Source organism: Odoribacter sp. AF15-53 (assembly GCF_003479425.1).
In the GTDB taxonomy this organism is placed as follows: domain Bacteria; phylum Bacteroidota; class Bacteroidia; order Bacteroidales; family Marinifilaceae; genus Butyricimonas.
Genome location: NZ_QUHC01000001.1, coordinates 270,588 through 296,308, shown reverse-complemented (window position 1 = coordinate 296,308; position 25,721 = coordinate 270,588). Strand labels below are relative to the sequence as shown.

At 46.0% G+C, this 25,721-nt stretch carries 21 protein-coding genes; 5 read left to right on the top strand and 16 right to left on the bottom strand.

What is annotated here, in order from left to right; genetic code table 11:
• Positions 1-14: 14 nt before the first annotated feature.
• The 11 genes from DWW52_RS01200 to DWW52_RS01150 form a co-directional block, all read right to left on the bottom strand.
• On the bottom strand, positions 15-1,541 hold the full coding sequence (locus DWW52_RS01200; protein WP_118713654.1) for a PKD-like family lipoprotein: 1,527 nt from the start codon (positions 1,539-1,541) through the stop codon (positions 15-17).
• 16 nt (positions 1,542-1,557) lie between these two features.
• Complete coding sequence (locus DWW52_RS01195; protein WP_158582447.1) at positions 1,558-2,322, bottom strand: DUF4843 domain-containing protein; 765 nt, start codon at positions 2,320-2,322, stop codon at positions 1,558-1,560.
• A 28-nt stretch (positions 2,323-2,350) separates the two neighbouring features.
• Positions 2,351-3,808, bottom strand: a complete 1,458-nt coding sequence (locus tag DWW52_RS01190) for a RagB/SusD family nutrient uptake outer membrane protein (RefSeq protein WP_118713652.1) — start codon at positions 3,806-3,808, stop codon at positions 2,351-2,353.
• 26 nt (positions 3,809-3,834) lie between these two features.
• Positions 3,835-7,197, bottom strand: coding sequence for a SusC/RagA family TonB-linked outer membrane protein (locus tag DWW52_RS01185; protein ID WP_118713651.1), 3,363 nt, complete (start codon positions 7,195-7,197; stop codon positions 3,835-3,837).
• Between the two features lie 87 nt (positions 7,198-7,284).
• Entirely contained in the window at positions 7,285-8,418 is a 1,134-nt protein-coding gene (locus DWW52_RS01180; protein ID WP_158582446.1) for a FecR family protein, read from the bottom strand.
• A gap of 70 nt (positions 8,419-8,488) precedes the next feature.
• A complete protein-coding gene (locus tag DWW52_RS01175) occupies positions 8,489-9,025 on the bottom strand; it encodes a sigma-70 family RNA polymerase sigma factor (RefSeq protein WP_118713649.1) in 537 nt (178 codons plus the stop codon).
• A gap of 478 nt (positions 9,026-9,503) precedes the next feature.
• A complete protein-coding gene (locus DWW52_RS01170; RefSeq protein WP_118713648.1) occupies positions 9,504-10,799 on the bottom strand; it encodes an NCS2 family permease in 1,296 nt (431 codons plus the stop codon).
• A gap of 18 nt (positions 10,800-10,817) precedes the next feature.
• Complete coding sequence (gene ychF / locus DWW52_RS01165; protein ID WP_118713647.1) at positions 10,818-11,918, bottom strand: redox-regulated ATPase YchF; 1,101 nt, start codon at positions 11,916-11,918, stop codon at positions 10,818-10,820.
• A 111-nt stretch (positions 11,919-12,029) separates the two neighbouring features.
• Complete coding sequence (locus DWW52_RS01160) at positions 12,030-12,359, bottom strand: CGGC domain-containing protein (RefSeq protein ID WP_118713646.1); 330 nt, start codon at positions 12,357-12,359, stop codon at positions 12,030-12,032.
• Positions 12,360-12,393: 34 nt separating this feature from the next.
• On the bottom strand, positions 12,394-13,026 hold the full coding sequence (locus DWW52_RS01155) for a DUF5715 family protein (protein ID WP_118713645.1): 633 nt from the start codon (positions 13,024-13,026) through the stop codon (positions 12,394-12,396).
• A 6-nt stretch (positions 13,027-13,032) separates the two neighbouring features.
• Positions 13,033-13,932: a cation diffusion facilitator family transporter gene (locus tag DWW52_RS01150; protein ID WP_118713644.1), complete on the bottom strand. Its 900-nt coding sequence runs from the start codon at positions 13,930-13,932 to the stop codon at positions 13,033-13,035.
• Between the two features lie 117 nt (positions 13,933-14,049).
• Between DWW52_RS01150 and mscL the strand changes: the two genes are divergently transcribed.
• On the top strand, positions 14,050-14,481 hold the full coding sequence (mscL, locus tag DWW52_RS01145) for a large-conductance mechanosensitive channel protein MscL (protein WP_118713643.1): 432 nt from the start codon (positions 14,050-14,052) through the stop codon (positions 14,479-14,481).
• Between the two features lie 71 nt (positions 14,482-14,552).
• Here the strand turns inward: mscL and pyk are convergent, their stop codons facing one another.
• Together pyk and aroQ are read right to left on the bottom strand one after the other, a co-directional pair.
• Positions 14,553-15,953 (bottom strand): pyruvate kinase, encoded by a 1,401-nt coding sequence (pyk, locus tag DWW52_RS01140; RefSeq protein WP_118713642.1) that lies wholly within the window; start codon positions 15,951-15,953, stop codon positions 14,553-14,555.
• Between the two features lie 55 nt (positions 15,954-16,008).
• Entirely contained in the window at positions 16,009-16,422 is a 414-nt protein-coding gene (aroQ, locus tag DWW52_RS01135; protein ID WP_118714268.1) for a type II 3-dehydroquinate dehydratase, read from the bottom strand.
• Positions 16,423-16,675: 253 nt separating this feature from the next.
• On the opposite strand from aroQ, the gene xerD reads away from it, so the two are divergent.
• Both xerD and DWW52_RS01125 read left to right on the top strand, forming a co-directional pair.
• Complete coding sequence (gene xerD, locus DWW52_RS01130) at positions 16,676-17,590, top strand: site-specific tyrosine recombinase XerD (protein ID WP_118713641.1); 915 nt, start codon at positions 16,676-16,678, stop codon at positions 17,588-17,590.
• Positions 17,591-17,644: 54 nt separating this feature from the next.
• Positions 17,645-18,235: a hypothetical protein gene (locus DWW52_RS01125; RefSeq protein ID WP_118713640.1), complete on the top strand. Its 591-nt coding sequence runs from the start codon at positions 17,645-17,647 to the stop codon at positions 18,233-18,235.
• Positions 18,236-18,449: 214 nt separating this feature from the next.
• Here the strand turns inward: DWW52_RS01125 and miaA are convergent, their stop codons facing one another.
• Positions 18,450-19,361 (bottom strand): tRNA (adenosine(37)-N6)-dimethylallyltransferase MiaA, encoded by a 912-nt coding sequence (gene miaA, locus DWW52_RS01120; RefSeq protein ID WP_118713639.1) that lies wholly within the window; start codon positions 19,359-19,361, stop codon positions 18,450-18,452.
• A gap of 36 nt (positions 19,362-19,397) precedes the next feature.
• On the bottom strand, positions 19,398-20,282 hold the full coding sequence (locus DWW52_RS01115) for an Rpn family recombination-promoting nuclease/putative transposase (protein ID WP_118713638.1): 885 nt from the start codon (positions 20,280-20,282) through the stop codon (positions 19,398-19,400).
• Positions 20,283-20,461: 179 nt separating this feature from the next.
• Between DWW52_RS01115 and DWW52_RS01110 the strand changes: the two genes are divergently transcribed.
• Both DWW52_RS01110 and DWW52_RS01105 read left to right on the top strand, forming a co-directional pair.
• Complete coding sequence (locus DWW52_RS01110; protein ID WP_118713637.1) at positions 20,462-20,983, top strand: GNAT family N-acetyltransferase; 522 nt, start codon at positions 20,462-20,464, stop codon at positions 20,981-20,983.
• Between the two features lie 64 nt (positions 20,984-21,047).
• On the top strand, positions 21,048-23,039 hold the full coding sequence (locus DWW52_RS01105; RefSeq protein WP_233556631.1) for a hypothetical protein: 1,992 nt from the start codon (positions 21,048-21,050) through the stop codon (positions 23,037-23,039).
• 73 nt (positions 23,040-23,112) lie between these two features.
• Here the strand turns inward: DWW52_RS01105 and DWW52_RS01100 are convergent, their stop codons facing one another.
• Positions 23,113-25,629: an ATP-dependent Clp protease ATP-binding subunit gene (locus DWW52_RS01100; protein WP_118713636.1), complete on the bottom strand. Its 2,517-nt coding sequence runs from the start codon at positions 25,627-25,629 to the stop codon at positions 23,113-23,115.
• Between the last annotated feature and the right edge of the window lie 92 nt (positions 25,630-25,721).

The window sequence follows — 25,721 nt, the reverse complement described above, 5'->3', positions numbered from 1 at the left end:
TGACTGCAATTTAATTAAAATGTCCTGTTATTATCCATTCTCATCACGTAGCGAGCGTTTCCTTCTCCCTGTCCAATCATGGCTTTCTCCGGCAACACGGTCATATCAAACTCTCCGCCCCCGTTAATAAACTCAAATCCATACATTTTCCAACCGCTTGCGCTATTGGTCAGGACGATCAGGTGATTCAACTGCATTTCTATATACTTATTATCGGCAACAACGTGACGGATACAAGAGATCTCTTCACCGGCCGGGAAAGTATAAACCACACGTTCCCGACTTGATAATTCCGTATTGGGATTAACTAAATGCTCGTATAATTGATTACCTTTTGAAAAAAATATTTTAGCCTCCGTCTGATGCGCCTCTACAACTTCAGCTTCCGTCAATCTGCTACCAACAGGCAAACTATATTTACCCCTTATCGGGTAGTTTGTTGATTTAAAACCCAAATCCAATATCTCGTATTTACCCTCTCTGCTCAACCATAAAGCGTAAGCTGAATACACACTCGATTTATAGCCTCGGAATCTGAAACTTTTCATTTCACAACCGGTATTGGAAACCACACCATAATTAACCTCTCCATCCCCGGCTTCATTCAAAACATTAAATTTCGAATTACCCACGTAAGCATAAACAAAAGATTGACTTACTTCGTCCCACAGAAAACAATGTTGCGCATACAGAATCCCATCTTTGAAAATACGATAATTTTCCGTTCCATCAGTTCCCATCATCGGGTAACCGAATTTTCCTATATTCCCGGTACTCATCAAATAAAACTTCCCGTTCACGTTCACTTCATCGGAAGTTGTTTTAGTTGCAACATTCAAAAGTCTCAAATTTTCAGGCATCTCATAAAAACAATCATCCTTATATTTCAAAACTGCCATATTCTGTGCATCATACACCCGCATATCTCTCCCGGAAATCACAGTGAACGCTTTCTTGTACTCTTTTGTCACGGTTCCATCAACATTCTCCACTTCTTGTGGATGCCGGTCTTTAAAGTCTATCTTAATTGCCTGCCCTTCCATCCTGCCGCTCCCGAAAGTCGTCATCAGGTTCTCCGTCGTTTTCCCATTCGACACCATGTCCAGATCCGTGCTTGTCCCGTTATCCTCCAACACGAACCACCCCGTTGAATAAATTGTACTAACATTCAGATTTAACGTCTTCTTGACAAACAAATCCCGAACAGTATCTCGCACTTCAAACAATAAATAATAGGTATTCACGTCACGATCCACCAACCATTCCAGATCTTTCGTGTGACACAACGTATCTTCAGCACTGAAAGCGACCCCACGTTGATAAACAAACCACGTGTATTTCAAATCTTTATCCGCCCCGGTCACAACAGGCCGCGCGCGAATCGTGTCGCCAACCAAACAATCGTAACTCGTATCCAATCCGGTAATCTTTACCGGGAAAACCTCGCTCGAAGGAATATAATCATAATTACCCCTGTCGTCGATACACCCGGCAATAAACGCCATTGCCAACAGGCAACATATTCCAATATATTTTTTCATTGTCAGTCATTTTTAATTAAGGAAATACCACACAATTCTCGCATTGTTTACCGTCTTCATGATGTTTGGTCGGATCATTACAAAGCGGCTCATCATGCGTTGCGTTATACTCGTTGAGTTTTGAATGCGCTTTTTGCTTCAAATACTTTTTATATCCAGCGTCGTATTCCGCCTCGAAATCATCCAGTCCCAAGTAATTCACGATAAACCACATCTTCCGTGAACTCCATATCCCGAAATACGATTTCCATGCACTATCCCAGTTCGTCGGGATCTCCGCCAACTCCGTCGTCTGCACCATAAAATTACAGTCAGCATCAATTCCCCGTTTAAAATAACTGTTCTCCTCGATTGTCATTTCCAAACGTTTCTTCCCTGTCTTCAACGAAATATCCCGCAAGAAAATCACCGGAATCTTAGCCGTCACCTGATTCGCACCCATGACCATCAAATCCTTCACCTCCGCATCATCGAAAGCGATATAGTGCGTACCCGCAACGGCAGCATCTGCCGCATTCTGATTCGTCTGGACAATCTTCAATGGACGTACTTCATTCACCGGGAACCCCATCAACGCAATCTCCACCCACACCGTATCCCGATCCAACGTTTCCGGCACGACGAAAAAACTTTGCAAAATACTATCCTGCTGCCCCTTACCATCTTCTCCCCTCAAGAAACACACCCGTGCCTCCCCTTCGAACACCTGCGCGTCATGCCGCTCGCATCCTACCGCCAGCAAAACCATGCCACAAATCAAATAGTTCCATATCTTTTTCATAGTCAACTTCATTTTCAATTATCAATTATTACTCGAACGCACTCTGTCCCTTCGGTTTCGGTACCACGAATCCATTCTCTGGAATCGTCACGCTCTGCGGAATACTCCAACTCGTTTTATTCTGACGCTTGTAATAATAAAACATCTGTCCCTCTCCCCAAAAATCTTTGCGATATTCCTTTTCCACCTGGTTCTTCCTTGCCGTCTCGTCGCCGATAGAAATTGCAAAATCCATTCCTCTCGCTTGCCGGAAAATCTCAAAATATTCCCGAGCCTCCGTTAAAGTCGAATTCTCGATCAGGATCAAGTACATCTCGGCAAGCCGGATCAACGGCACCATATCGGTTGCCGCAATCGTACCGCTCTCGTAATATTTCAGATAGTAAGCGTAACTCCCGTCCGTCTGGAAATAACGCCCGCCTTTACTACGATTATCCGATTCCGGATTCTCGTACACGCTCGAAATCCAAGCATTTTGCAAATACAACTTCGGCCGTGAAGAAGAAGAAGTAATCATTACCCCGTTAATAATATCCTGTAAATCCGAACAATTCACGGCAAAAACATGTTCACTCGCCATCACCAAAGCCCCTTTTTCCGAACTCGTGTAAGAGCTGTTCGTGGCAAGCACAAATTTATCCGTTTCGTCCGTATTCTTCACACCTACAACTTTTTTAGCGTAAATCTCCGCTTGAGTCTTATCACCGATCCATTGATAGAAACGGGCACGGGTCGCATCCACCGCGTAGATATTAAAATGTGTCTGCCGGTAATAATGCCAGTCGTCATCAGGCGTGTAATTCACGCCGTTTCCCCCGGGATTATTCAGATCATACATAGAACCCAACGTGAAAGGATCGGCCGCAAGATATTTCTCTGCCCGGTCCAAATCCTCCAGTATCATCCTTTTCACCTCCCCGTACGTCACGGATACCAATTTCGACGGGTCACGCGTCAATTCCGTCACGTAAGGAATCGCATTCGTACCATCAGACGCTCCCACCGGCACGGGACCGAAAAGACGCAATACGTCCAGGTGAAGAAACGCTCGCAACCCATAAGCCTCGCCGTAAAGCAACTCCTTGTTACCATTCGTGAAATGCACGTCCGTTTTATCCAAATTCTCCAACAAATCGTTAATATGTGCGATTACCGTGTAATACTTACTCCAGATCGTCTTGATCACGTTCTCCACGTACGAATTACTGTAAAGATACGACATGATATAATTCTCCGTTGAATTATTTGTCTTGTACCAGTATCCGGCCAACAAATCAGGGAAATAATAACTCGTATTCTTACCATAAAGATCTTTGGAAGCCAATTGGATATAAATACCATTCATCACATTCTTGAATCCCTTCTCGCTCTGGTACATATCCTCCTCTTTCATCTCCGTGCGGGGATTTACATCCAGCCAGTCATTACAACTGCAATTCAACATCAGGAATCCCGTCAGGAACCAAATAAAATATCTTTTCTTCATTACTTTCTGATTTTTCAATTAAACGGTTAAAATCTGACAGACAGCGAGAGCGAAAACTTCCGTGCGAAAGGATAATCGGTCCCGCGCTCCTGTTTAATACTCGAAATGCGGAAAATATCCTCGCCATACCCCGTCAAAGAAAGATAGGAAATAGAAAGATTTCTTTTCAACCACTCGGAAGTCCACTCGTATCCTAAAGAAATGCTACCGCATTCCAACGTATTCTCGTCTGCCACGAAACGACTCGTTGCCTGCGTCGTTGAAAGATCGGTCACCCCTTTATATTTGGCATGATCGCCCGGATTCTTCCACCGGTCGTAAAGTACGCGCTTGTCCGCATTATTGATCGGGTGAATATTCTCCACCTTGTTCGCCAAGGTCGAATTGTACATCTGCCCACCGCAACGATAACTGAAAATGGCGTTAAGCATCCAACCTTTATACCGGAGCATGGTGTTAAAATTACCCCACACCTTCGGATCTTTCACCCCACAAGCCACCTTGTCTTTCGCATCCCAATCATAAGTCAACGTGTGACCATCCGCCTTCAAATAAATCTCCTTACCGTTTGCCGGGTCAATCCCCAAAGAACGCACGGCAAAAATCGTGTTCATGGATTGCCCTTCCTTGAAAAGGAAACTAGGATTAGCCCCGTCACTTTCCAACAATTCATCGTTCAGGAACTCCAACGAATTAGAAATCTTCTTGATCTCGTTTTTATTGTAAAGAATCGTCCCGCCGATCGACCAGAAAAGACTCCGTTCACTATCCCGGATCACGTAGGCGTTTAACGACACCTCAACTCCCCGGTTCAGCACCTTACCAATATTCGCTTTGTAGCTCCCGAAACCTCCCGCTAAAGGCAGCGTGATATCCGCCAACATATCATCCGTCAGTTTGTTATACCAGTCAGCATTCACCTTCAAGCGATTATCGAACATCCCCAATTCGATACCAATATTCAACTGTCCCGTCTTCTGCCAGCCCAAATCCGGGTTACCAATCCCCAACAAGTAAGAACCCGCATTCCCGTTATAATTCTGCGAGCTGAAATATTTAAACGTGCGCATCGCCTGATAGGGCGAGAAATTCTGGGCTCCCGACGTACCATAAGACACGCGCAAACGCGCCGTATTCAATATCTTCTTGTCCCTCAGGAAATGTTCCTGATGAATATTCCAACCCGCACCCACAGACCAGAAAGGAGCGTAACGATTATCCGAACCGAATTTAGACGAACCTTCCAGTTTACCGGAAATATCGACAAAATATCGACGGTCGTAGGTATAATTGACATTCAAGATACCTCCCGCACGACGGGAAATTCCCTCGTCACCATAGGGAGAACCGTTTTTCTCGTAAGAAGCCGCAAGCCCCATAAAATCCGAATAGTCATCCGGGATTCCCTCGGCAAAGAAAGAATACTCCTCCGTCTTTTCTTCCGCAAAATTATACCCTAACCCCACGTAAACCTGATGAATCTCGTTAAAAGTCTTGTTATAGTTCAGCGTGAAATCCGCCTCGTACTTAAAACTCTCACCTATACCCATCTTGTAAGAACCGCGCCGTTTATAATTATCTCCCGTGTATTCCAAAAAATCCGTGTGACTCGCCGGCTTGTACTTGTCCGATCGAGAACTCTTGGAAGTCACGCTGAACTTGCCGCGCAAGATCAATTCCGGCTGAATACTCCATTCTACCGCAAAATTATTGGTAATCTGCGTGTATTTACTTTTATCTATACTCGGGAGGTAAGCGTTATACAACGGATTGTACACTTTATTACTATAATTAGTGCCATAAGCCTCGCTTGAATAATTCCGGTCGTCCAAGATCATCAACAGGTTTCCCTCCTCATCGTAAGGTTTCCAGTAAGAATTAAGCTTGGCATACTGCGAAAATGTCCCGTAGGGAGAGTTTTGAGACTTGTTCGACGATACTTGCAAATCATTCTGAAAAGTCAGGTTTTTCAATTTATAGGAAAGGAAAACATTTCCGTTCAGCGTATTCCGGTCCGAACCTTTCATGGCCCCGGCCACGTTCTTGTATGACAGACCGACGGCATAACGAATTTCCTCGCGTCCGCCCTCCAAACGTAAACTATGATTGTGTCCCACCCCCGTGCGTACCGGGTATTTCAACCAATAAGTGTTCACTCCTCGCTCAGCCGCGAGCATGCGTGAATTGTAAAGAGCCTCCAGGTTGTGTTGATTTGATCCCGGGCCCGTGTTATACGTGTACAACCCTGCCGCTTTCTCGTATTGCAATTTTTCCTTCGCATTCAACAAATTATACGACGTCAAATCCGGGGCCTCGATTGCCAGGCCACCTTTATACGTCAACTGCAACCTCCCGGCCTCCGGCTGTTTTGTCGTAATCACCACCACACCGTTAGCTCCCCGCGTACCGTACATGGCCGTAGCGCTCGCATCTTTCAGCAACGTGATACTCTCCACCTGATTATCATCGAGGTCCATCATTCGTTCCAACGTGATCTCGAACCCGTCCATGATAAATAACGGCATATTGGCCGACTGCGTGGCTTGTGACTCTGTCTGCAAATCCTTCACGTTCGATGTCATGCTCGAATTCCCGCGGATCGTGATATCCGGCAGGCTATTCGGGTCGGACCCCATCGTCGGGTTATCCACGATATTAAAACTCGGATCGATATTCCGGATCGAACTCAGGATATTCCGGTTACCCACCCGTTTCAACTCCTCGGCCGTAATCGTCGTCACGGCCCCGGTATAGCTCTCTTTGGCCTTCGTGAAGACCCCGGTCACCACCACCTCATCCAATGACTCTACCTCTTCCTGCAGCTCGATCCGCAACGTGTCCTTCGCGATCGCCTCCGTGAAATCAACCGTTTCACTCTTGTAACCCACGAAAGAAAACTCCAACTTTCCTTTCATCACGGGCAACTTAAGAGAAAACCACCCCTCGACATCCGAAGCCGTTCCCACGGAAGCACCGATCAATTTAACGGTCACCCCCGGCATGGGCTCCTTCTTCTTGTCCGTGATAAATCCTTTAATAGTAATAGCACGAGTCTCTGGCGTGGAGGAACGTTTGAAAATAATAATCGTTTCATCCACCCGCTCCCACGACAAATCCGTCGTTTTCAGACATTCGTCAAGAATCTCCGGAATCGTCTTCTGCTTCACGTCGAAACTAATCCGGGTGTAAGCCTTTACATCGTCAAGCTGGAAAGCAAACGTCTGGTTGCTTACCGCCCGCAATTTCTCGATGACCTGACTCAACGCCACGTTTTGCATCTTCAAGTCAAATCGTTGTTCTTGCTTCTGTGCCCGCGTCGTTATACCGGGTAAAACGAGCAAACAAAAAAGTAGATACAAGAACCTTTGAATTAATCGGTTTTTTTTCATAACTTTGAATTGTAATAAAATTTAAACAAATTTTTCTCGTACGGCGAGAAGAGTTGAAAACGGAAAGTTTAACGGACTTTCCGTTTTTTATAGATTACTCCTAACTTCTATCATATTACCTTTTCTCGTGAAACTCACTTTCTTCGTGCTTTCAAGAATACGCAACACGCTGTCGATATCCTCGTAACGCCTCGTTTCAATCGAGAAAAGCATAGCTGCGGTACTCTCCCGGTCGAACCGGACTTTAACATCATACCACTCTCCCAGCGTCCTCATGATCTCGGACAATGGCAATTCTTTAAAATAGAACCGGTCATTCAGCCAAGCCGTGACCACGTTTACGTCTGCCTCCCGAACAGTGATATTTTCCCCGGAAGCCCGAATAATCCCTTCCTGCCCGGGAAGAAGCACCACGGAATCGAGCGAATTGCTCAGACTGACGGAACCCCGTACCAAAGTCGTACGACTCGGATGCTGTTTATAACAGGACACGTTGAACGCCGTCCCCAGAACCGTGACGTGATTATCCTCGAAATGAACAACAAAAGGTTTCGCCTGATCCGGGGATACCTCGAAAAACGCCTCCCCCTCGACCCATACATCCCGCGTCGATCCCGTGAAAGGAACGGGATAACGGAGAGTGGTGTTCGTGTTCAGACGCACCCGGCTGCCATCCGCAAGTACCAGCGTGAACTCCGCCTGCCGGGGAACCCGGATCGTGTGCCACTCCGGGGTAACGGGAGCAACCGTGTCGACCCGGTAAGTCAATTCCTTCTCCGTCTGTTGCATGATAACGTGTTGTTGTGCAAACTGTTTGATCCCAGCGGAATCCAGAGCGTACACCTGATCGCTCACCGAAAGCGTCGGCAAGTTTCCCCCGGAAGAAATCACCACGGGCGGCTCCTCCTGACCGGAAAAATACAATGACAAACCAACAGTCAGCGCCACTAGCACACAGGCCACCGCGGCGTACCGAAAAATCAGGTTACGACGACGACGGCCGCTAAAAAGATACCTCCTTTCGAAATCCATCCACTCCTCCCTACCCGTCGGCTCCATGTTCACCGCGTGAAGATTCGCCGCGATATCCTCGTAAAGTTCTTTCAATCCGGGGTCTTCCTCCAACTGTCGATCGAGTTCATCGTGAACCGCATCCTGTTCTGTCAGACGTCGGGCAAATCGTCTGGCCAGATCCAACCGTTCATTAATTTTTTGCTTCATCGTGATCATTTCGTTAAAACTACCTAACATACGAAGAAGTCAAAAAAACGGGTGAACGGCCGAGTGAAAATCAGATAAAATATTTCAACAGAATCAAGATTACATACTGATTACTAATTATTTCCCTCAACTTAGCATAGGCATTTTTTTTCAACGTCTTCACGGTATTAATAGAAACGTCCAGTTGGTCGGCAATCTCTTGCGACGAAAAACCTTGAAGCGTGAGCAACGCTATCTGACGCGAACGATCCGGCAACTTATTAATCGACTCGCGAACGATCCGGTACGTCTCCCGCCGGGTGATCTCGTCCAAGAAAAACATGTCGGAATAAACAGTATCTTTCAAATCCCTGATCTTACTCTCGACCACCTTTTGCAGGCGCAACTGGTCGAAACACTTATTGCGGGCTGCCGTGTAAAGAAAAGACAAAATCTCCTTTTCCGAGTAGGCTGGATCGAAATTATTCCAGAGCGAGAAGAAAGCATCCTGCGCCATGTCACGGGCCAGCTCCCCGTCTTTCAGGAACGAGTTACAAAAATCACGTATAGCTTGAAAATAATCAAGATACACCGACTCGAACCGTTTTCTTTCTTCTGACGCTTTCATCAATACTTTCACCCAATTTACCTACAATAGAATCACACAAAGATAAAATTTAATTCATATATTCAGCAAAATAATCACGTTTTGCTACAAATTCTCCTCACTTACCAATTTATAAATCAACGGACAGGCTCTCGAGTAAGTAATCTTTCACCAGTAATTCACCTGTATCCCAATAGACTCTCTCTAGTGTCCCAAGTATAAGTTGATTGAAAGTTAACTGAAAATTAATTGAAAATTGACTGCCCGGACAATCGATCTATAATCAATGCCTAATCGAAGCCTAATTGATCCATTAGCGAGACACTACTGCAACACAGGCGACACACCAGCGAGAATTACCAGTATGTCAAATCATTACACCTGTCTATCAAGAAAGAACATTCAAGGAAAATATAACCAGGCCGTAAAGGACTAACGCAAGTGTATAACAATGTTAAGATGTTACGTTGTTTAGTCACCAAAAGAGATTCTTCAGCGACTAAATAACGTATTTCAAGATACACAATATCGCAAGAATATACATCGTGAGATTCAATTCCCGGTGTTTACCTGTAAATAATTTAAGGGACACGTAAGCCAATAAGCCCAGCACAATACCCTCAGCAATAGAATACGTGAGGGGCATCATGATGATAGTGACAAAAGCGGGAAAAGCCTCGGTAAAATCGCTAAAACGAATCTTCACCACTGCATCGAACATGAAGCTCCCCACGATGACCAACACCCCAGCAGTCGCCACTCCCGGCACCAGCAAGAAAAACGGGGAAAAGAACAGGGCCACCAAGAACAACACACAGACAACCGCCGCCGTCAGCCCGGAGCGTCCTCCCTCGGCAATCCCGGCCGTGCTTTCCGCGTAAGTCGTCGTGGTCGAGGTCCCGAGCAAAGCCCCCACGGTCGTGCCGATAGCATCCGCCATCATTGCAGGCTTCAACTTGGGAATACTACCATCCGGTTTTACCATCCCCACCTTGTTCGCCGTGCCGACCAACGTTCCCAACGTATCGAAGATATCCATGAACACGAGCGAAAAGAGCGCAACCAGCATATTTACAGACAACAAGGAATGAAAATCCAGTTTGAAAAAGACCGGTTCCAAAGAATGAGGCAAAGAAACGAAAGAAAAGTTCTCCGGGATACGGGTAACCCCCAGCGGGATACTCAGAACGGTAACGATCAAAATAGCGTAGAACAACGCACCCCGCACTTTCCGGGCAACCAACACTCCCCCTATAACAATTCCTCCCACTGCCAGCAAGGTCGACGGGGTAAATTCTCCCAGGGAAACGAACGTCGCGGGATCGGCCACGATTAACCCCGCCTTCTGCAATCCCAAGAAAGCAATAAACAAACCGATACCCACGGATATGGCGTGTCGCAGGGTTTCGGGAATGGCGTTCACGATCAACTCCCGCACGTTGAACACCGTCAACAGGATGAATACAACTCCCTCTATGAACACGGCTGCCAAAGCCGCCTCCCAGGAGAAGCCCATACCCTGGACCAATGTAAAAGCAAAAAAGGCATTCAACCCCATACCGGGAGCCAACGCGAAAGGCAACTTCGCCATAATGGCCATTACCAACGTGGCTATCGAGGCCGCCAAAGCCGTAGCGGTGAAAACAGCCCCTTTATCCATCGAGGCTGCCGACAGTATATCCGGGTTCACGGCCAAGATATACGACATGGTCAGAAAAGTAGTGACCCCGGCCATAATTTCGGTTTTCACCTTCATCACGCCGGGATCAAATCCAAAGAGTTTCTTCAGTATCATTTTATTAAGAGATAAGCCTTACACGTTAAAGCGGAAGTTCATCATGTCGCCGTCCTGTACCACGTAATCCTTCCCCTCCACGGACATCTTCCCAGCTTCCTTGCATTTCGCCTCGGAACCCAAAGCCACGAAATCCTCGTACTTGATCACCTCGGCACGGATAAACCCTTTCTCGAAGTCCGTGTGGATGATCCCGGCCGTCTGCGGGGCCTTCATCCCGTTCCTGAACGTCCACGCCCTAACTTCTTTCGGACCGGCCGTGAAATAAGTACGCAAATTCAGCAACTTGTAGGCCGTACGAATCAACTTGTTCACCCCGGCCTCTTCCAGTCCCAAGTCCTGCAAGAAGAGTTGTTTCTCCTCGTAAGTATCCAACTCGGCAATGTCTGCCTCGATAGCGGCCCCGATCACCAACACCTCGGCCCCCTCGTCCTTCACGGCCTCCCGAACGGCATCGACGTATTTGTTACCGGTCACCACGGAAGCCTCGTCCACGTTACAAACGTACAGAATCGGCTTGTTCGTCAGCAACATCAATTCCCGCGCAGCCTCCTGTTGCAAATCGTTCAATTGTACGGAACGAGCAGATTTTCCCTGCACCAAGGCATCCTTGTAAAGATGCAACACCTCGACCAGACGTTTCGCCTTGGCATCCCCTCCCGTTTGCGCCTTCTTCTCTTCCTTGGCCAAACGATTCTCCACCGTTTCGAGGTCTTTCAACTGCAACTCTGTATCAATCGTCTCCTTATCCCGGATCGGATCGACATTACCGTCCACGTGTACGATGTTATTGTCATCGAAACAACGCAACACGTGAATAATGGCATCCGTCTCCCGTATATTGGATAAAAACTTGTTACCTAAACCTTCTCCCTTACTGGCTCCTTTCACCAGCCCGGCGATATCCACGATCTCGACCACGGCCGGAACCACGTTCTGCGGTTGCACCAACTCGACCAGCTTATTCAACCGCTCGTCCGGCACGGTAATCACGCCCACGTTAGGTTCAATCGTGCAGAAAGGGAAATTCGCAGACTGCGCTTTAGCATTACTCAAACAATTAAATAACGTCGACTTTCCCACGTTAGGCAAACCGACTATTCCGCATTGTAAACTCATTATACTATAGTATTTCTTTTATTATCAATTAATCACCAACGGGACACCGAATCACGATATCGTACTTCTTTCCCTCATTTTAAGCGTGCAAAGATAATTATTTTTTTTTAATCAGTGCGTGTAATCAATCACCGGTACATTTTCCCCGACTTTATTGACAATCGCTCTTTTCATCTGTTCCGCGTGAGGACACGGAAAACCAATCGGCGTACCCTTGAAAATACAAGAGGCCAAAGCGATGACCTCCGCCCCCCGATCGACCAACATTTTGGCCCTGGGAATAGCCCTTTTACCGGGACACCCGCCGCAGGTGACTATCCCCACGATCTCGGACGGTCCGATATTTTCAAACGCTAATTTACCTCCCGACACGCATTTAATGCAGGTTGTTGCAGGACAAAGATCTTCCGTCTGTTGACAACGAATAATTCCAACTTTCATAAAGCCATTATTTTTAGATGATATCACAAATATATTACCTTGCCGTAATATGAAAACATCCCTGTTTATACTCGTAACGCACGTAGCACTTCTTTTGAAGCCGCAAGTCTTGTAACACGTCTGCCAACACACTTTTCAACTTTTCCTCCGGGGCACCCTTACGTCCGTCTTTCTTGAAACGAGTATACGCCACGTCAAAAGTCGTCCCGTACACGTGAGCGGAGTTAGCACTGGCGTTTCCGTTACTCTTCCGCAGACTTTTCACGCTGGCCCCCGTACGCAAGACGCTAGTCACGATAATACTATGGGAAGGTAACCCTTTTTGATACAAAGAATCCTTGAAATTCCGGGCTATCGTTCCCAACAAATCACAAGCCTCTGAAACCAGATAAGGTTCGGAATGAGTCAACTTATCCACTTGAAACAACTTCCCCGACTTAATCTCTTTCAGGCTCTTATCCGCCTTGCTCAAATCTTCCGAAGCTTTTAACGGTGTAATTCCCAATCGCTTCGCGGACGACAGGTGTCTGTCATTTAAATCATTAAAAGTTCGTTGATAATTCTTGAAATATACAAAAGGTTTCTTACTCTTCTCCTCCTCTTTACAAGCTCCCAATAAAAACAACAACACGCACATCATCGTGTAGCACCACACCATTTTTCTCATCTCCGTTTATTCATTTTTTGTAGGTTCCACATGCACGGCCACGTGAGTACGCGCCCCGAATTTTGCCCGCAAACGATTCTCGATACCCGTGGCCACAACATGAGCTTCCCGGACGGTCATATCCGGATACACGCGAATATGCACTTCTATCGCGCAATCGTTACCGATACGCCGGGTTTTCAGGTTGTGAGGATCCGCCACCTGCGGGTCTTCCTTTATAATAGTAATAATCTCTTTTTCCACTTTCTCCGGTAAAGACTTCTCCAGTAAATCATTCATACAGGGGATCAAAAGCTGAATCGAAACCTTCACGATAAAAACGCTCACCACGACCGCGGCAATCGGATCAAGAATATGCCAATCCTTTCCCAGAAAAATTGCCCCGGCAATCCCCAATGCCGTACCGATCGAGGAAAAAGCATCCGAGCGATGATGCCACGCATTCGCCACGACCGCCTGGCTCTGCACCCTACGTCCCACGATAACCGAATAACGGTACAAAATTTCTTTCACCACGATCGACACGACCGCCGCGATCAACGCGATCAAATCCGGACTACCGATCTCCTCCCCCCGGCTCACCGCCAGTATCTTACTCAACCCGCTCCAGAATATCCCGGTTCCCACCATCAACAACACCAACCCGATAATCGCGGTAGCTAGGGTCTCGTATTTCCCATGCCCGTAATCATGCCCCGCATCTTGCGGTTTGGCCGACACTTTCACGAAAACAAGGACTATTATATCCGTAACAAAATCTGACAGAGAATGTACCGCATCGGCGATCATCGCACTACTCTTTCCCAGCACCCCAGCCACAAACTTGAATACCAGCAAAACAAAATTAGCGATAGAACCGATGATCGTAACCTTGTAAATTTGTCTCTCCCGACTCATCTTTTCCATTGATATAGCGTTAAACGCTTACAAAGTTACAAGAATAAAAGTAAATTTGCCGAAGAATAGATAACATTTTAGATGTTTAACCGTTCAAATACATAAATTACAAAAACAAATCAAAACATGAAACTCTTAGATGAATTTAAAGCTTTTGCCCTGAAAGGAAACGTGGTCGACATGGCTGTCGGTATCATTATCGGTGGGGCTTTTGGAAAAATCGTATCGTCATTGGTAAGTGACATCATCATGCCCCCGATCGGGATGCTCATCGGCGGGATGAACTTCAGTAATCTCCACGTCGTGCTTCAGAAAGCTCATCTGGACGAGGCCACGGGAAAAATGATAGAAGCCGTCACGATCAATTACGGAAACTTCCTCCAAACCACGATTGACTTCCTGATCATAGCGTTCTCGATCTTCATCGCCATCAAGTTCATGAATAAATTGAGAACCAAGAAAGAGGAAGCACCGGCTACACCTCCTGCCCCCCCGGCACCCACGAAAGAGGAAACTCTGTTAACCGAAATCCGGGACATCTTAAAAGATAAAAGATAAAAAATAAAAGCTAAAAGTTAAATGCAACTTGCACCTAAACTTTTAGCTTTTAACTTTTAGTTTTTATCTTTTCAATGTATTTCCCCTATCTTGCAAACCTCGATAAAGGAAGCTCCTCTACCGTGTCCGAAACTTCCCCCGACAACCACCACGTAATCATCTTCCTTGATCCCGTTCTGTAACAACATCTCCGGAAGATCATTCATAAACTCATCACGAGACATCGGCTTCTCGGTATAATAAGGATACACGCCGAAAGACAACGCCAGTTCACGCATCACCCGTTCATTATAGCAACGCGCGTATACCGGAAGATCACTTCGGAATGCTGACAAATAGCGAGCCGTACGACCGGACAGCGTGTCCACCACGATCGCCTTGATCGGTAACATCGTGGCTGTTTTCACCGCCGAACGGGCCAGGGCTGCCGTGATCTCATTATTGATACGGACCAGACTTCTACTTGCATCGGGCGGAACCGTACCCTCGTTCTCCTCGGCCACTTCCCGCATCACGGTCACGGCCTCCACGGGATAAGCCCCGTAAGCCGTCTCCCCGCTCAACATGATCGCGTCCGTCCCCATATAAATAGCATTCGCGATATCGCTAATCTCCGCACGAGTCGGCCTAGGATGCTCGATCATCGTGTGCAACATCTGCGTGGCAATAATCACGGGCTTCTTACTCTCGATACATTTCTTCACGATATAGCGCTGAATCTTCGGGATCTTTTCCGCCTCGATCTCGATCCCCAAATCCCCGCGAGCAACCATCACCCCGTAAGCGTAATCCAAAATCTCGTCGATATTATCCACGCCCTCCTGGTTCTCGATCTTGGCAATCACCTTAATCTTACTTCCCCGCGCATCCAAGATAGCCTGAATCTCCATCACGTCCTCTTTCTTACGCACGAAAGAATGGGCTATAAAATCCAAGTGATTATCAATAGCGAAATCAATAAACGCCCGGTCCTTATCACTCAACGACTGCAACTTCAACGAGGCTCCCGGAACATTCACGCTCTTGCGGTTCTTGATCACCGCCTCGTTCGTCACCATCATTTCCAGGTAATGCTCGTGCTTTTTCATCACGACCAACTCCACGTCACCATCATCCACCAGCACCTTATATCCCACCTTTATATCTTCGGTAAAATAAGGATACGACACGTGAATCAACTTCCCGTCCATCTTCAAATCCGGCTCTCCCGTCAAATAAATCGTTTCCCCTTTATCCACGTGAATCGGCTCGTCCATCAACATGGTCCTCACCTCCGGTCCCTTCGTATCGATCAAAATGGCTATATTATCCGAAACCTTTCGAACATTCTCCACTACCGCCAACGCCTGCTCCATATCCTGATGAGCAGTGTTCAATCGCACGACATTCATACCCGCGCGATACAAACTTTCCAAAAATTCTACATCACATCTCTTATCAGATATGGTAGCCACAATCTTAGTCTTCTTCATATCATTAATAATAATAATTTTTACTTACCTTACAAACTGTAATGCGGTAAAACCGCTAAACAATCGCCTGCAACGCCAGCTCGTAAGATTTCAACCCGAAACCGGCAATCACTCCCTGACAAACCGCCGTCAGGAAAGACACGTGGCGGAAAGCCTCCCGCTTCGCCGTGTTCGAGATATGCACCTCGATCACGGGACAAGGAACAGCCGAAATCGCATCCGCAAGGGCGATTGAAGTATGCGTGTAGGCTCCCGCGTTCAAAATAATCCCGTCATAAGTGAATCCCACCTCGTGAATTTTGTTAATTAACTCCCCTTCCACGTTTGATTGATAATAATCAATCTCCACCATCTTGTAAAAATCTCTCAATCCCGCAAGATACTCCTCGAAAGAGGTTTCCCCGTAAATACTTTTTTCCCTGACACCTAAAAGATTAAGATTAGGCCCATTTAAAATCAATACCTTCATATTCTCCGTTTTTACTGAATACAAAATTAACAAAAAAAACAACGAAGCGGGTTTTTATAAGCTGTATTTAGGTATTAAATTTCCATTACAACCCATAATAATAAAATTTTAGAGTGTTAAACTTGACAAAACTGTTACAACGCAATGAAAAAACTTTTATCTTTATCTGGCGAAAATCTATCATAACACTCTAGAGATAGGTTTAAAGTGGTGAATTAGAATTTGTATTATTTATTTTGTAACACAGTTAAAAATGACTTGGAACGAAGCGATAGATAGTTTTCGGACTTATCTGATTTTAGAAAAATCACTATCAACCAATTCGGTTGAGGCTTATCTGAACGACATCAGAAAACTGGCAGCCTATTGTGAACAACGGACACCCTCGTTAAACCCGAAAGAAGTGTCCTACGACGCGTTAAACGAGCATCTTTCTGCCTTGAAAGAAAGCGGAGTAACTCCCCGAACCCAGGCAAGAAGCATCTCCAGTATTAAATCCTTTTTCAAGTACTTGTTGTACGACGGGGCGATCGGCCTCAACCCGGCGAACTCGCTTGACGCACCCAAAATCGGACGTTCACTTCCCAGCGTGCTCAGCATCGAAGAAATCGAAGCCATGATCAATGCCGTGGATATGAACAAACAAGAAGGTCAACGCAACAAAGCCATTTTGGAAACCTTATATTCATGCGGTTTGCGCGTATCCGAACTTGTAAACTTGAAACTATCCCAGATTAATTTCCGGACCGGATACATTAAAATAGAAGGAAAAGGTAACAAAGAACGGATAGTTCCGCTGGGAGCCAAAGCAAAGGACGAAATCCGTTGCTATTTGAAAAAAGACCGCGACCGGATGAAAAAAGCAAGAGGATTCGAGGATATCCTGTTCCTGAACAAAATGGGTAAATCCCTTTCCCGCGTCATGATATTTAATATTATCAAAGAAACCGCACTTCGTGCCGGATTAAATAAAGTAGTATCACCCCATACGTTCCGCCACTCGTTTGCCTCTCACCTCGTGAACGGGGGAGCAGACATCCGTACCGTGCAGGACATGCTGGGACACGAATCCATATTAACAACGGAAATTTACACGCATCTCGATAACTCGTATCTTCGAGACACGATCACAAATTTCCACCCCAGAGCGAAGAAATCCCGCAAATGATCCTTATATTTGTATCCAATACCGAAAGTATTGGATACAAATTTTAAGAACGACATGGAAAACAAACAAGATATATTAAAGCAATTGTCCAGCAGCGACATGGACGTGATGAAAGGTGCGATCGAGCAAATCAAACAAGAAGGCGACATCTCCATTGTCCCCGAATTACTGGACATCTTGTTGCAAAGCCAGGATTCCAACACGATCACGAACCTCACCGCCTTACTCTCGGACGTGAAAGAATCCGACTTCAAAACGGTGTTAATGGATAAACTAATCAACGCCACAAGTGACTCCGGAAAAGCCAATCTCTTACGCATTTGCTGGGAATCAGCGATTGATTTCTCCGAATATCTCGACGTTTTCATCGACATGTTATTAAATGACGACTTCATCACGGCACTCGAAGCCTCCACTGTCATCGAAAACTTGCAAGGAAAAATCCCGGAAGAAAAAATCCATACCGCTATCAAACGCCTGGAAGCCGAAAGCGATGAAGACAAAGCATTTTTACTGGAAGACACCATTCTTCATTTAAAAGAAATGCTCCATTACAAAGAAGAAGAAGAGGAAGAAGAAGAAGAGGAAGAAGCACATTATCATCACGATCACCACTGCGGTTGTGATTGTCACGATCACGAATAATCATCAAGTAAAAACACTTTACTAGTCATATCCACGGGAGTTCTCGTAGATATACAACCCTGATTATTAAACAACTGCCGGAAAACAAGTAAACAACAAAAAGACAAAGACTACTTAACTAGTCTTTATCTTGTCTTTGTCTAGTCTTTATCTCGTCTTTGTTCCATGATCTGACCTCCCAAACGGTTAGATCACACGTGAATTTCCCCACGCATCATTCTTTCAACCACAATTTAACCTGATCAACTTTCTCATTCAAGGGCATATTCCCGTCCAACCATTTGATATCAAACCCGTCCCGCTCCATTTTACGGAACCAGGTCATCTGACGTTTTGCAAACTGATGAATAGCAATATTCAATTGTTCCACCATATCATCATAAGCCAGTTCTCCCGTGAGATATAAGGTAAGATACTTGTATTCCAATCCATAATATATCAAATCTTCGGGTTTTATTCCCCGATCGAGCAACCCTTTTACCTCATCAATCATCCCGGCCTGCAAGCGGGCATGCAACCGTTCCGTAATCCGTTGCCGACGAGTCTCCCGGTCAAACAATACCCCGACAACCAAAGATTGTATCTCCGGGAATTCTCCTTTTACCGGTTCATGCGTTTCATAATACTCGGCAATCTCTATCGCCCGGATCGCCCGTTTGACCGTATCGGTATCCGTCGTGTTATGCAGAGAACGATAAGAAGCTAGAATATCCGATAATTCCGACAATGATTTCCGGGACAATCGTTCCCGTAATTCTGGATTCTCGGGTACAGGTGTCATGCGATGCGCCTTCAAAATGGATTCCACGTATAAACCGCTTCCCCCGCACAAAACGGGAAAAACGCCCCGCCTCTCGCAATCTCGCCATACTTTCAGAAACTCTTGCTGGTACATGAAAAGATTAAAACGAAACCCGGCATCGACAATATCAACCAAATGATAAGGCACGGGGTTCCCCTCATGCACGTACTCGTCCAAGTCTTTCCCCGTACCGAGATCCATCCCCCGGTATATCTGCCGGGAATCGGCAGATATGATCTCTCCTTTCAACTCCCCTGCCAAACGTACCGCCAAAGAAGTCTTTCCGGTGGCCGTGGCCCCCAGTATTGTCAGTAAATTATACATGAATAAATTCTATTACAATTAAATTACTTGCCACTCTCACAACTGATCAATCTCTTCAACAGACAATCCCGTGCTTTGAATGATCGTGTCAAGCGGCAATCCCATTTTTTTCAAATTACGGGCTACTTCAACACGCCCCTTCATCTCTCCTTCTGCTCGTCCTTCTGCTCTTCCCTCTAACAATCCTTCCAATTTCGCCGTACCCAGCACGTCATTCTGGATCATGATCGCATCAACATGACGATCATAAGCCTCCCGCTCTGCCGCATCCATATTATAGTATATCAATTTCTGACGAGCCTCTGCCAACCCCGGAGCCGTTGTATCCGGACGGATATGACCGTTCTTCAAATAATCAAGCCACTCTTCCAAGGGAGTCACGGCCACCTTATCGAACTCGTTCAACCGGATCAGGAAATACTCAGGAAAGATCTCGGAAGGAAGCCTACGCACGATAGCATCTTTCTCTTTCGTCGTCACCTGTAACAAATCTCCCGTGTGAACTCCCACGAAAGAATTTTGACCATGATATAAATAATCATTGCCTTTACCGATATCAAAATAAAGAATACTAATAGAATATACTTTCTTTACCTCCGAGTAAATATGCCCCAACTCTATATGCTCGGTAATCGCTTTCGCCACCCCGTAAAGAATACGTTCAAGATAATACAACTCCCTGGTAACCTGCACCTCGACAATAATGATCTCGTTCTCACTATCACAGGCCTTGATGTCAACCCGGTTAAACTTGTCCTCCTCGCTTTGTTGATTACTTTCACTCTCGAGAATATCCAAAATATGAATTTCTTTACCAAGCAACACGGTAAGAAGTCCTTCAAGCACCCCAAAATTCGCCTTGTTCCGAAGCAATCGTTTTATCGCCCAGTCAAATCGTATATATCTATCCCGTAATTCCATAATATCGAACGGTTTTTGTATTCCTTTACAAAGTTACTACTTTTTATTGACATTTGACTCGCGTAAAACTACCGCCATGCTAATTTTTTCCGTGATTTAACAACAACCAAACCGGGAATTTGTTATATTTGAAAGCGATAAATAACACAAATTATACGAAAAATTATAAAATAGCAACTATGATCAACGATGACATCATCCGATTAAGAGCCTTAGAGCCCGAAGACTTGGAATGCCTATACAAATGGGAAAACGACATGGACCTATGGGAAGTCAGCGACACCCTTACCCCTTTCTCATTATTCACATTAAAAAAATACATTGAAACGTGTCATCTGGATATTTATACCACGAAGCAACTCCGCTTAATGATTGAACGCCTTGACACGAATACCCGGATCGGGCTGGTCGATCTTTATGATTTTGACCCGTACCACCAACGTGCAGGAGTCGGGATCATGATTCACAATACCGAAAACCAGAAACAAGGTTACGCGACAGCCGCTATCCGCCTGATGATAGACTACTGCTTCGAGACGTTGGGACTAAACCAAATTTACAGTAGCGTACCGAGTGGAAATGTCGGTAGCCGCAAACTTTTCGAGAAACTCGGTTTCGTACAAACCGGATACCGGAAAAACTGGCTCCGCCGGGGAAACGGCTGGGAAGATATCGTGTACTTCCAACTACTAAATCAATAAAACCAGATAAGAGGCTGTTCCGATGACAGCCTCTTTTAGTTCATAAACCCATAAACTTATAATTATGAAACACACACTGCTACTGGTATGTTTATTCACGGGTTTTCTGGCCAAAGCCGATATCCCCGAAAAGACCATTCAAGCTACTATTTCAGACATTCTCACCAAGGGAGAAACAGATAAAACTGCCGTTGAGGCCGGAGTACGACAAGCTGCCCGCCTGTGGCAGACTCAAGACGGGACGGATGCCGAATTCCATGAATTCTGCGTGAAAAATTATATCTCCGACCCCGCTCAAAAACAGCAAGTATTTCAAAAAGCAAGTAATTACTTTGAAGCGCTATGGGGACATTTCAACGAGATCACGCTCCAGTTACAATTGAATTTACATCAGGACAACGGTCCTCTTCACGACATTGATCCCATGTTCGGCGCGTACAGCCCCGGTTCTCACCTGATCAACGATTTTTACAATAATAAAATCGGCTTCATCATCGCCCTCAACTTCCCGGAAGTACCTTTACAAACGAAAGAGAAACTAGGCAAGGATCGCACCGCCTGGGCCTATGCCCGTCTCGGTGATGTGTTCACGCAACGGGTACCCGCTGAATTAATCCAAGCTGGAGTAAAAGCGGAAAGTGACGCGGATGTCTACATTTCAAGCTACAACATTTATATGGGACACGTGTTGAATGCCAAAGGCCAGAAACTCTTCCCGGAAGACAAGATTCTACTCACGCACTGGAACCTGCGTGACGAGATCAAAGCCAATTACAATAAAGGTAAAGAGGGACTCGATAAACAACGTACGGTTTACGAGGTAATGAAACAAATCATTTCCCAGAATATTCCCACGCAAGTAATCAATTCGGGAGCCTACGATTGGAATCCTTACACGAATACACTCACGCAAAACGGCCAAACCGTAACGGCTACCCCCGAAGCAACCGAACGCTATCAACGGATGTTGAATAATTTCCATGCCATGAAGGCAATCGACCCGTATGCCGGGAAAAACTTCATTGACCGGAAGTTTTCGGGAGAAATGGAAGTATCGGTAGATGACGTGAAAGCTCTTTTCACCCAATTCCTGACATCCCCGGAATTGAAAGAAGTGGGTAAAATCATATCCAAACGTCTGGGACGCAAGCTAGAAGCCTATGACATCTGGTACGATGGGTTCAAACCTCGTAGCAACTTGGATGAAACCAAACTGGATGCACAAATTCAAAAACTTTACCCGAACGCGGAAGCATTCAAAGCCGGACTTCCCGCTTTACTCACGCATCTCGGATTCACCCCCGAAAGAGCCAACGAAATATGCGACAAAATAGCCGTGGACGCCGCCAGAGGTTCGGGACACGCGTGGGGTGCCGCCATGAAAGGCCAACAATCTCACCTGCGTACCCGGATTCCCGCTGAAGGAATGAACTATAAAGGATATAACATCGCCGTACACGAATTCGGCCACAATGTGGAACAAACCATTTCCATGTATAACGTGGATAATTTCATGATGGCCGGAGTCCCCAACACCGCATTCACGGAAGCCCTCGCGTTCGTGTTCCAGAAAAGGGATTTAAAACTATTAGGCATCGAGAACAACGACCCGGAAGCCGACAAAATGGATATACTGGATAAGTTCTGGAGTCTATACGAGATCATGGGCGTTTCGATGCTCGACATCTCGATCTGGGAATGGTTGTACGCGAATCCTGATGCCACTGCCGACCAACTACGGGAAGCCACGATCTCCCTGTCAAAAGAAATATGGAACAAGTATTACGCTCCTGTTTTCGGTAAAAAAGACGAGACGGTTCTCGCGATCTATTCGCACATGATCAGCTACCCGCTATACCTGTCCGCTTACGCTTTCGGGCAAATCATCGAATTCCAACTAGAAGATTATCTTGGTGACAAAAACTTCGCACAAGAAGTCGACCGCATCTATCGTCTGGGACGCTTAACCCCTAACGAATGGATGATCCAGGCCACCGGGAACGATCTCAGCGTGGAACCTTTAATACATGCCTTGCAGAAAGTAATCAAGAAATAACTTTTCTCACGACATAAATAAAGCAGCAAAAAATATTTTGCTGCTTTATTTATATATTATCAGATCAAGTCAATTATTCCGCTTTCCCCGTATTCTCCTTTTCTCTTATAATCAACTTGTCTTCCGCCTTGTCGTAATCGACATCAAGTTCGGTTCCTTCCGGTATTCCCTTGATGATCACCTCTGCCAACTCATCTTCCAAATATTTCTGGATTGCTCGTTTCAGCGGACGCGCACCATATTGCGGGTCATACCCTTTCTCGATGATAAAGTCCTTGGCCTCTTTCGTGATCGTGATGATCAACCCCAGGTCATTAACACGTTTGAACAAACTCTTCAATTCGATATCGATAATCTTGTAGATATCCTCTTTCGACAAGGAATTAAACATGATAATATCATCAATACGATTCAAGAACTCCGGAGAGAACGCATTCTTCAAGGCTTTCTGCACCACGCCACGGGCGTAATCGTTATCCCCGCCCATATCCTGTGAACCGAAACCGATCCCCCGTCCGAAGTCTTTCAACTGACGACTACCGATATTCGAAGTCATGATTACGATCGTGTTTTTGAAGTCAACCTTTCGTCCCAAACTATCGGTTAACTGCCCGTCATCCAACAACTGCAACAAGATATTGAACACATCCGGGTGAGCCTTCTCGATCTCGTCCAACAACACGACGGAATAAGGTTTCCGACGCACCTTCTCGGTCAACTGTCCGCCCTCCTCGTATCCGACATATCCCGGAGGTGCCCCGACCAATCGGGAAACAGCGAATTTCTCCATGTATTCACTCATGTCAATACGAATCAACGCATCCTCGGTGTCAAACAGATAGCGAGCCAGCACTTTTGCCAACTGCGTCTTACCAACCCCGGTAGGTCCCAAGAAGATAAACGAACCGATCGGACGATTCGGGTCCTTCAACCCGGCACGATTCCGGTGGATAGCTTTCACGATCTTCTCGATCGCTTCCTTCTGCCCGACAACGCTCTCGCTCAACTCGGCATGCATCTGTAACAGCTTCATACCCTCGGTCTTCGCGATACGTTTCACCGGCACCCCGGTCATCATGGCCACAACCTCGGCAATATGCTCTTCGGTCACGGTTACCCGGTTTTCCTCCAAATCCCGTTCCCATTTCACCTTCTCGTCTTCCAGTTGCTTCAACAACTGACGTTCTTTATCCCTAAACGCGGCAGCAACTTCGAAGTTCTGTTGCTTCACGGCATCTTTCTTCTTCTCTTTCACCTCCTCCACGTCTATCTCCAACTGCTCGATAATAGGAGGAACATTTATATTGGATATATGCACTCTCGACCCGGCCTCGTCCAAAGCATCAATAGCCTTATCGGGTAAAGCCCGGTCGGAAATATAACGCATGGTCAGTTTCACACAGGCCTGGATCGCTTCATCCGTGTAACGCACGTTATGATGATCTTCGTAACGGGATTTGATATTATTCAAAATCTCCACGGTCTCCTCGACAGAAGTCGGTTCAACCAGCACTTTCTGGAAACGACGTTCCAAAGCACCGTCTTTCTCTATATTCTGACGATATTCATCCAACGTAGTGGCCCCGATACATTGAATCTCTCCCCGTGCTAACGCGGGTTTCAACATATTGGCCGCATCCAGGTTACCCCCGGATCCCCCGGCCCCAACTATCGTGTGAATCTCGTCTATGAACAAAATGATATTCCGGTTCTTCGCCAGTTCGGCCAATATCGCTTTCATTCGTTCCTCGAACTGGCCGCGGTACTTGGTTCCCGCCACGATAGACGCTATATCCAAAGAAATCACCCGTTTGTCAAACAACACGCGGGATACCTTTTTCTGCACGATGCGCAAAGCAAGTCCCTCGGCAATAGCCGACTTACCCACTCCCGGATCACCGATCAATACCGGATTGTTCTTCTTACGGCGGCTCAATATCTGTGCCAACCGTTCGATTTCCCGATCACGTCCCACGATAGGGTCCAGAGTACCCTCTTCTGCCGCTTTCGTGATATCCAACCCGAAATTATCCAGCACGGGAGTATCCGATTTCGAAGAAACAGGTCCTCCCTGACGATACGGATTATACATGGACGACTCGTCATCCGCGTCTTCCGGGTCATCCCCCTCATCGTTAAACTCCGACTGCATCCGCATTTTCTCTTTTAGAACAGCCTCTTTAAAAATATCATAATCTATATCCATTGTTTTGAACAACTTCGTCACGAATCCGGCTTGATTCTTCAATATAGCCAGCATCACGTGTTCCGAATCCAATTCATCATCTCCCAAGTCCCACGCTTCCTCGGATACTCGCTTCAAAACGCTGTTAGCCGCCAAAGTGAAATCCAATTCTTCCACCTTATCGGATTTATAGCGTTTACCTTCCAGGCGTTGTTCTATCTTATCTTTCACCTCGTAAAAATCCAATCCTAAAGACATCAATATATCAATCGCCCTTCCACTTCTCAACTTCAACAATCCCAAAAACAAGTGTTCCGGGTAAATCTTGGAATTACCCAACCGTCTTGCTTCTTCTCCCGCCGAAGTCATGATCTGTTTTAGTCGTCTTGTATCTTCTTTTCCCATATTTTCAATGCCGCCCTTCCACGGCTTTACTTATTACTTTATTATTTATCGTAAAGATAAACGATATCGTTCAATATTCAAAATAAGTCCAT

Excerpts from the sequence above, each read along its gene's own strand:
- DWW52_RS01155 (WP_118713645.1), bottom strand. The coding sequence starts at position 13,026 with ATGAGAAAAATGGTGTGGTGCTACACGATGATGTGCGTGTTGTTGTTT.
- ychF (WP_118713647.1), bottom strand. The coding sequence starts at position 11,918 with ATGAGTTTACAATGCGGAATAGTCGGTTTGCCTAACGTGGGAAAGTCG.
- DWW52_RS01100 (WP_118713636.1), bottom strand. The coding sequence starts at position 25,629 with ATGGGAAAAGAAGATACAAGACGACTAAAACAGATCATGACTTCGGCG.
- DWW52_RS01200 (WP_118713654.1), bottom strand. The coding sequence starts at position 1,541 with ATGAAAAAATATATTGGAATATGTTGCCTGTTGGCAATGGCGTTTATT.
- DWW52_RS01115 (WP_118713638.1), bottom strand. The coding sequence starts at position 20,282 with ATGGAATTACGGGATAGATATATACGATTTGACTGGGCGATAAAACGA.
- aroQ (WP_118714268.1), bottom strand. The coding sequence starts at position 16,422 with ATGAAGGTATTGATTTTAAATGGGCCTAATCTTAATCTTTTAGGTGTC.
- xerD (WP_118713641.1), top strand. The coding sequence starts at position 16,676 with ATGACTTGGAACGAAGCGATAGATAGTTTTCGGACTTATCTGATTTTA.
- DWW52_RS01170 (WP_118713648.1), bottom strand. The coding sequence starts at position 10,799 with ATGATACTGAAGAAACTCTTTGGATTTGATCCCGGCGTGATGAAGGTG.
- mscL (WP_118713643.1), top strand. The coding sequence starts at position 14,050 with ATGAAACTCTTAGATGAATTTAAAGCTTTTGCCCTGAAAGGAAACGTG.
- DWW52_RS01150 (WP_118713644.1), bottom strand. The coding sequence starts at position 13,932 with ATGGAAAAGATGAGTCGGGAGAGACAAATTTACAAGGTTACGATCATC.
- pyk (WP_118713642.1), bottom strand. The coding sequence starts at position 15,953 with ATGAAGAAGACTAAGATTGTGGCTACCATATCTGATAAGAGATGTGAT.
- DWW52_RS01110 (WP_118713637.1), top strand. The coding sequence starts at position 20,462 with ATGATCAACGATGACATCATCCGATTAAGAGCCTTAGAGCCCGAAGAC.
- DWW52_RS01180 (WP_158582446.1), bottom strand. The coding sequence starts at position 8,418 with ATGAAGCAAAAAATTAATGAACGGTTGGATCTGGCCAGACGATTTGCC.
- DWW52_RS01195 (WP_158582447.1), bottom strand. The coding sequence starts at position 2,322 with ATGAAAAAGATATGGAACTATTTGATTTGTGGCATGGTTTTGCTGGCG.
- DWW52_RS01105 (WP_233556631.1), top strand. The coding sequence starts at position 21,048 with ATGAAACACACACTGCTACTGGTATGTTTATTCACGGGTTTTCTGGCC.
- miaA (WP_118713639.1), bottom strand. The coding sequence starts at position 19,361 with ATGTATAATTTACTGACAATACTGGGGGCCACGGCCACCGGAAAGACT.
- DWW52_RS01125 (WP_118713640.1), top strand. The coding sequence starts at position 17,645 with ATGGAAAACAAACAAGATATATTAAAGCAATTGTCCAGCAGCGACATG.
- DWW52_RS01160 (WP_118713646.1), bottom strand. The coding sequence starts at position 12,359 with ATGAAAGTTGGAATTATTCGTTGTCAACAGACGGAAGATCTTTGTCCT.
- DWW52_RS01185 (WP_118713651.1), bottom strand. The coding sequence starts at position 7,197 with ATGAAAAAAAACCGATTAATTCAAAGGTTCTTGTATCTACTTTTTTGT.
- DWW52_RS01175 (WP_118713649.1), bottom strand. The coding sequence starts at position 9,025 with ATGAAAGCGTCAGAAGAAAGAAAACGGTTCGAGTCGGTGTATCTTGAT.
- DWW52_RS01190 (WP_118713652.1), bottom strand. The coding sequence starts at position 3,808 with ATGAAGAAAAGATATTTTATTTGGTTCCTGACGGGATTCCTGATGTTG.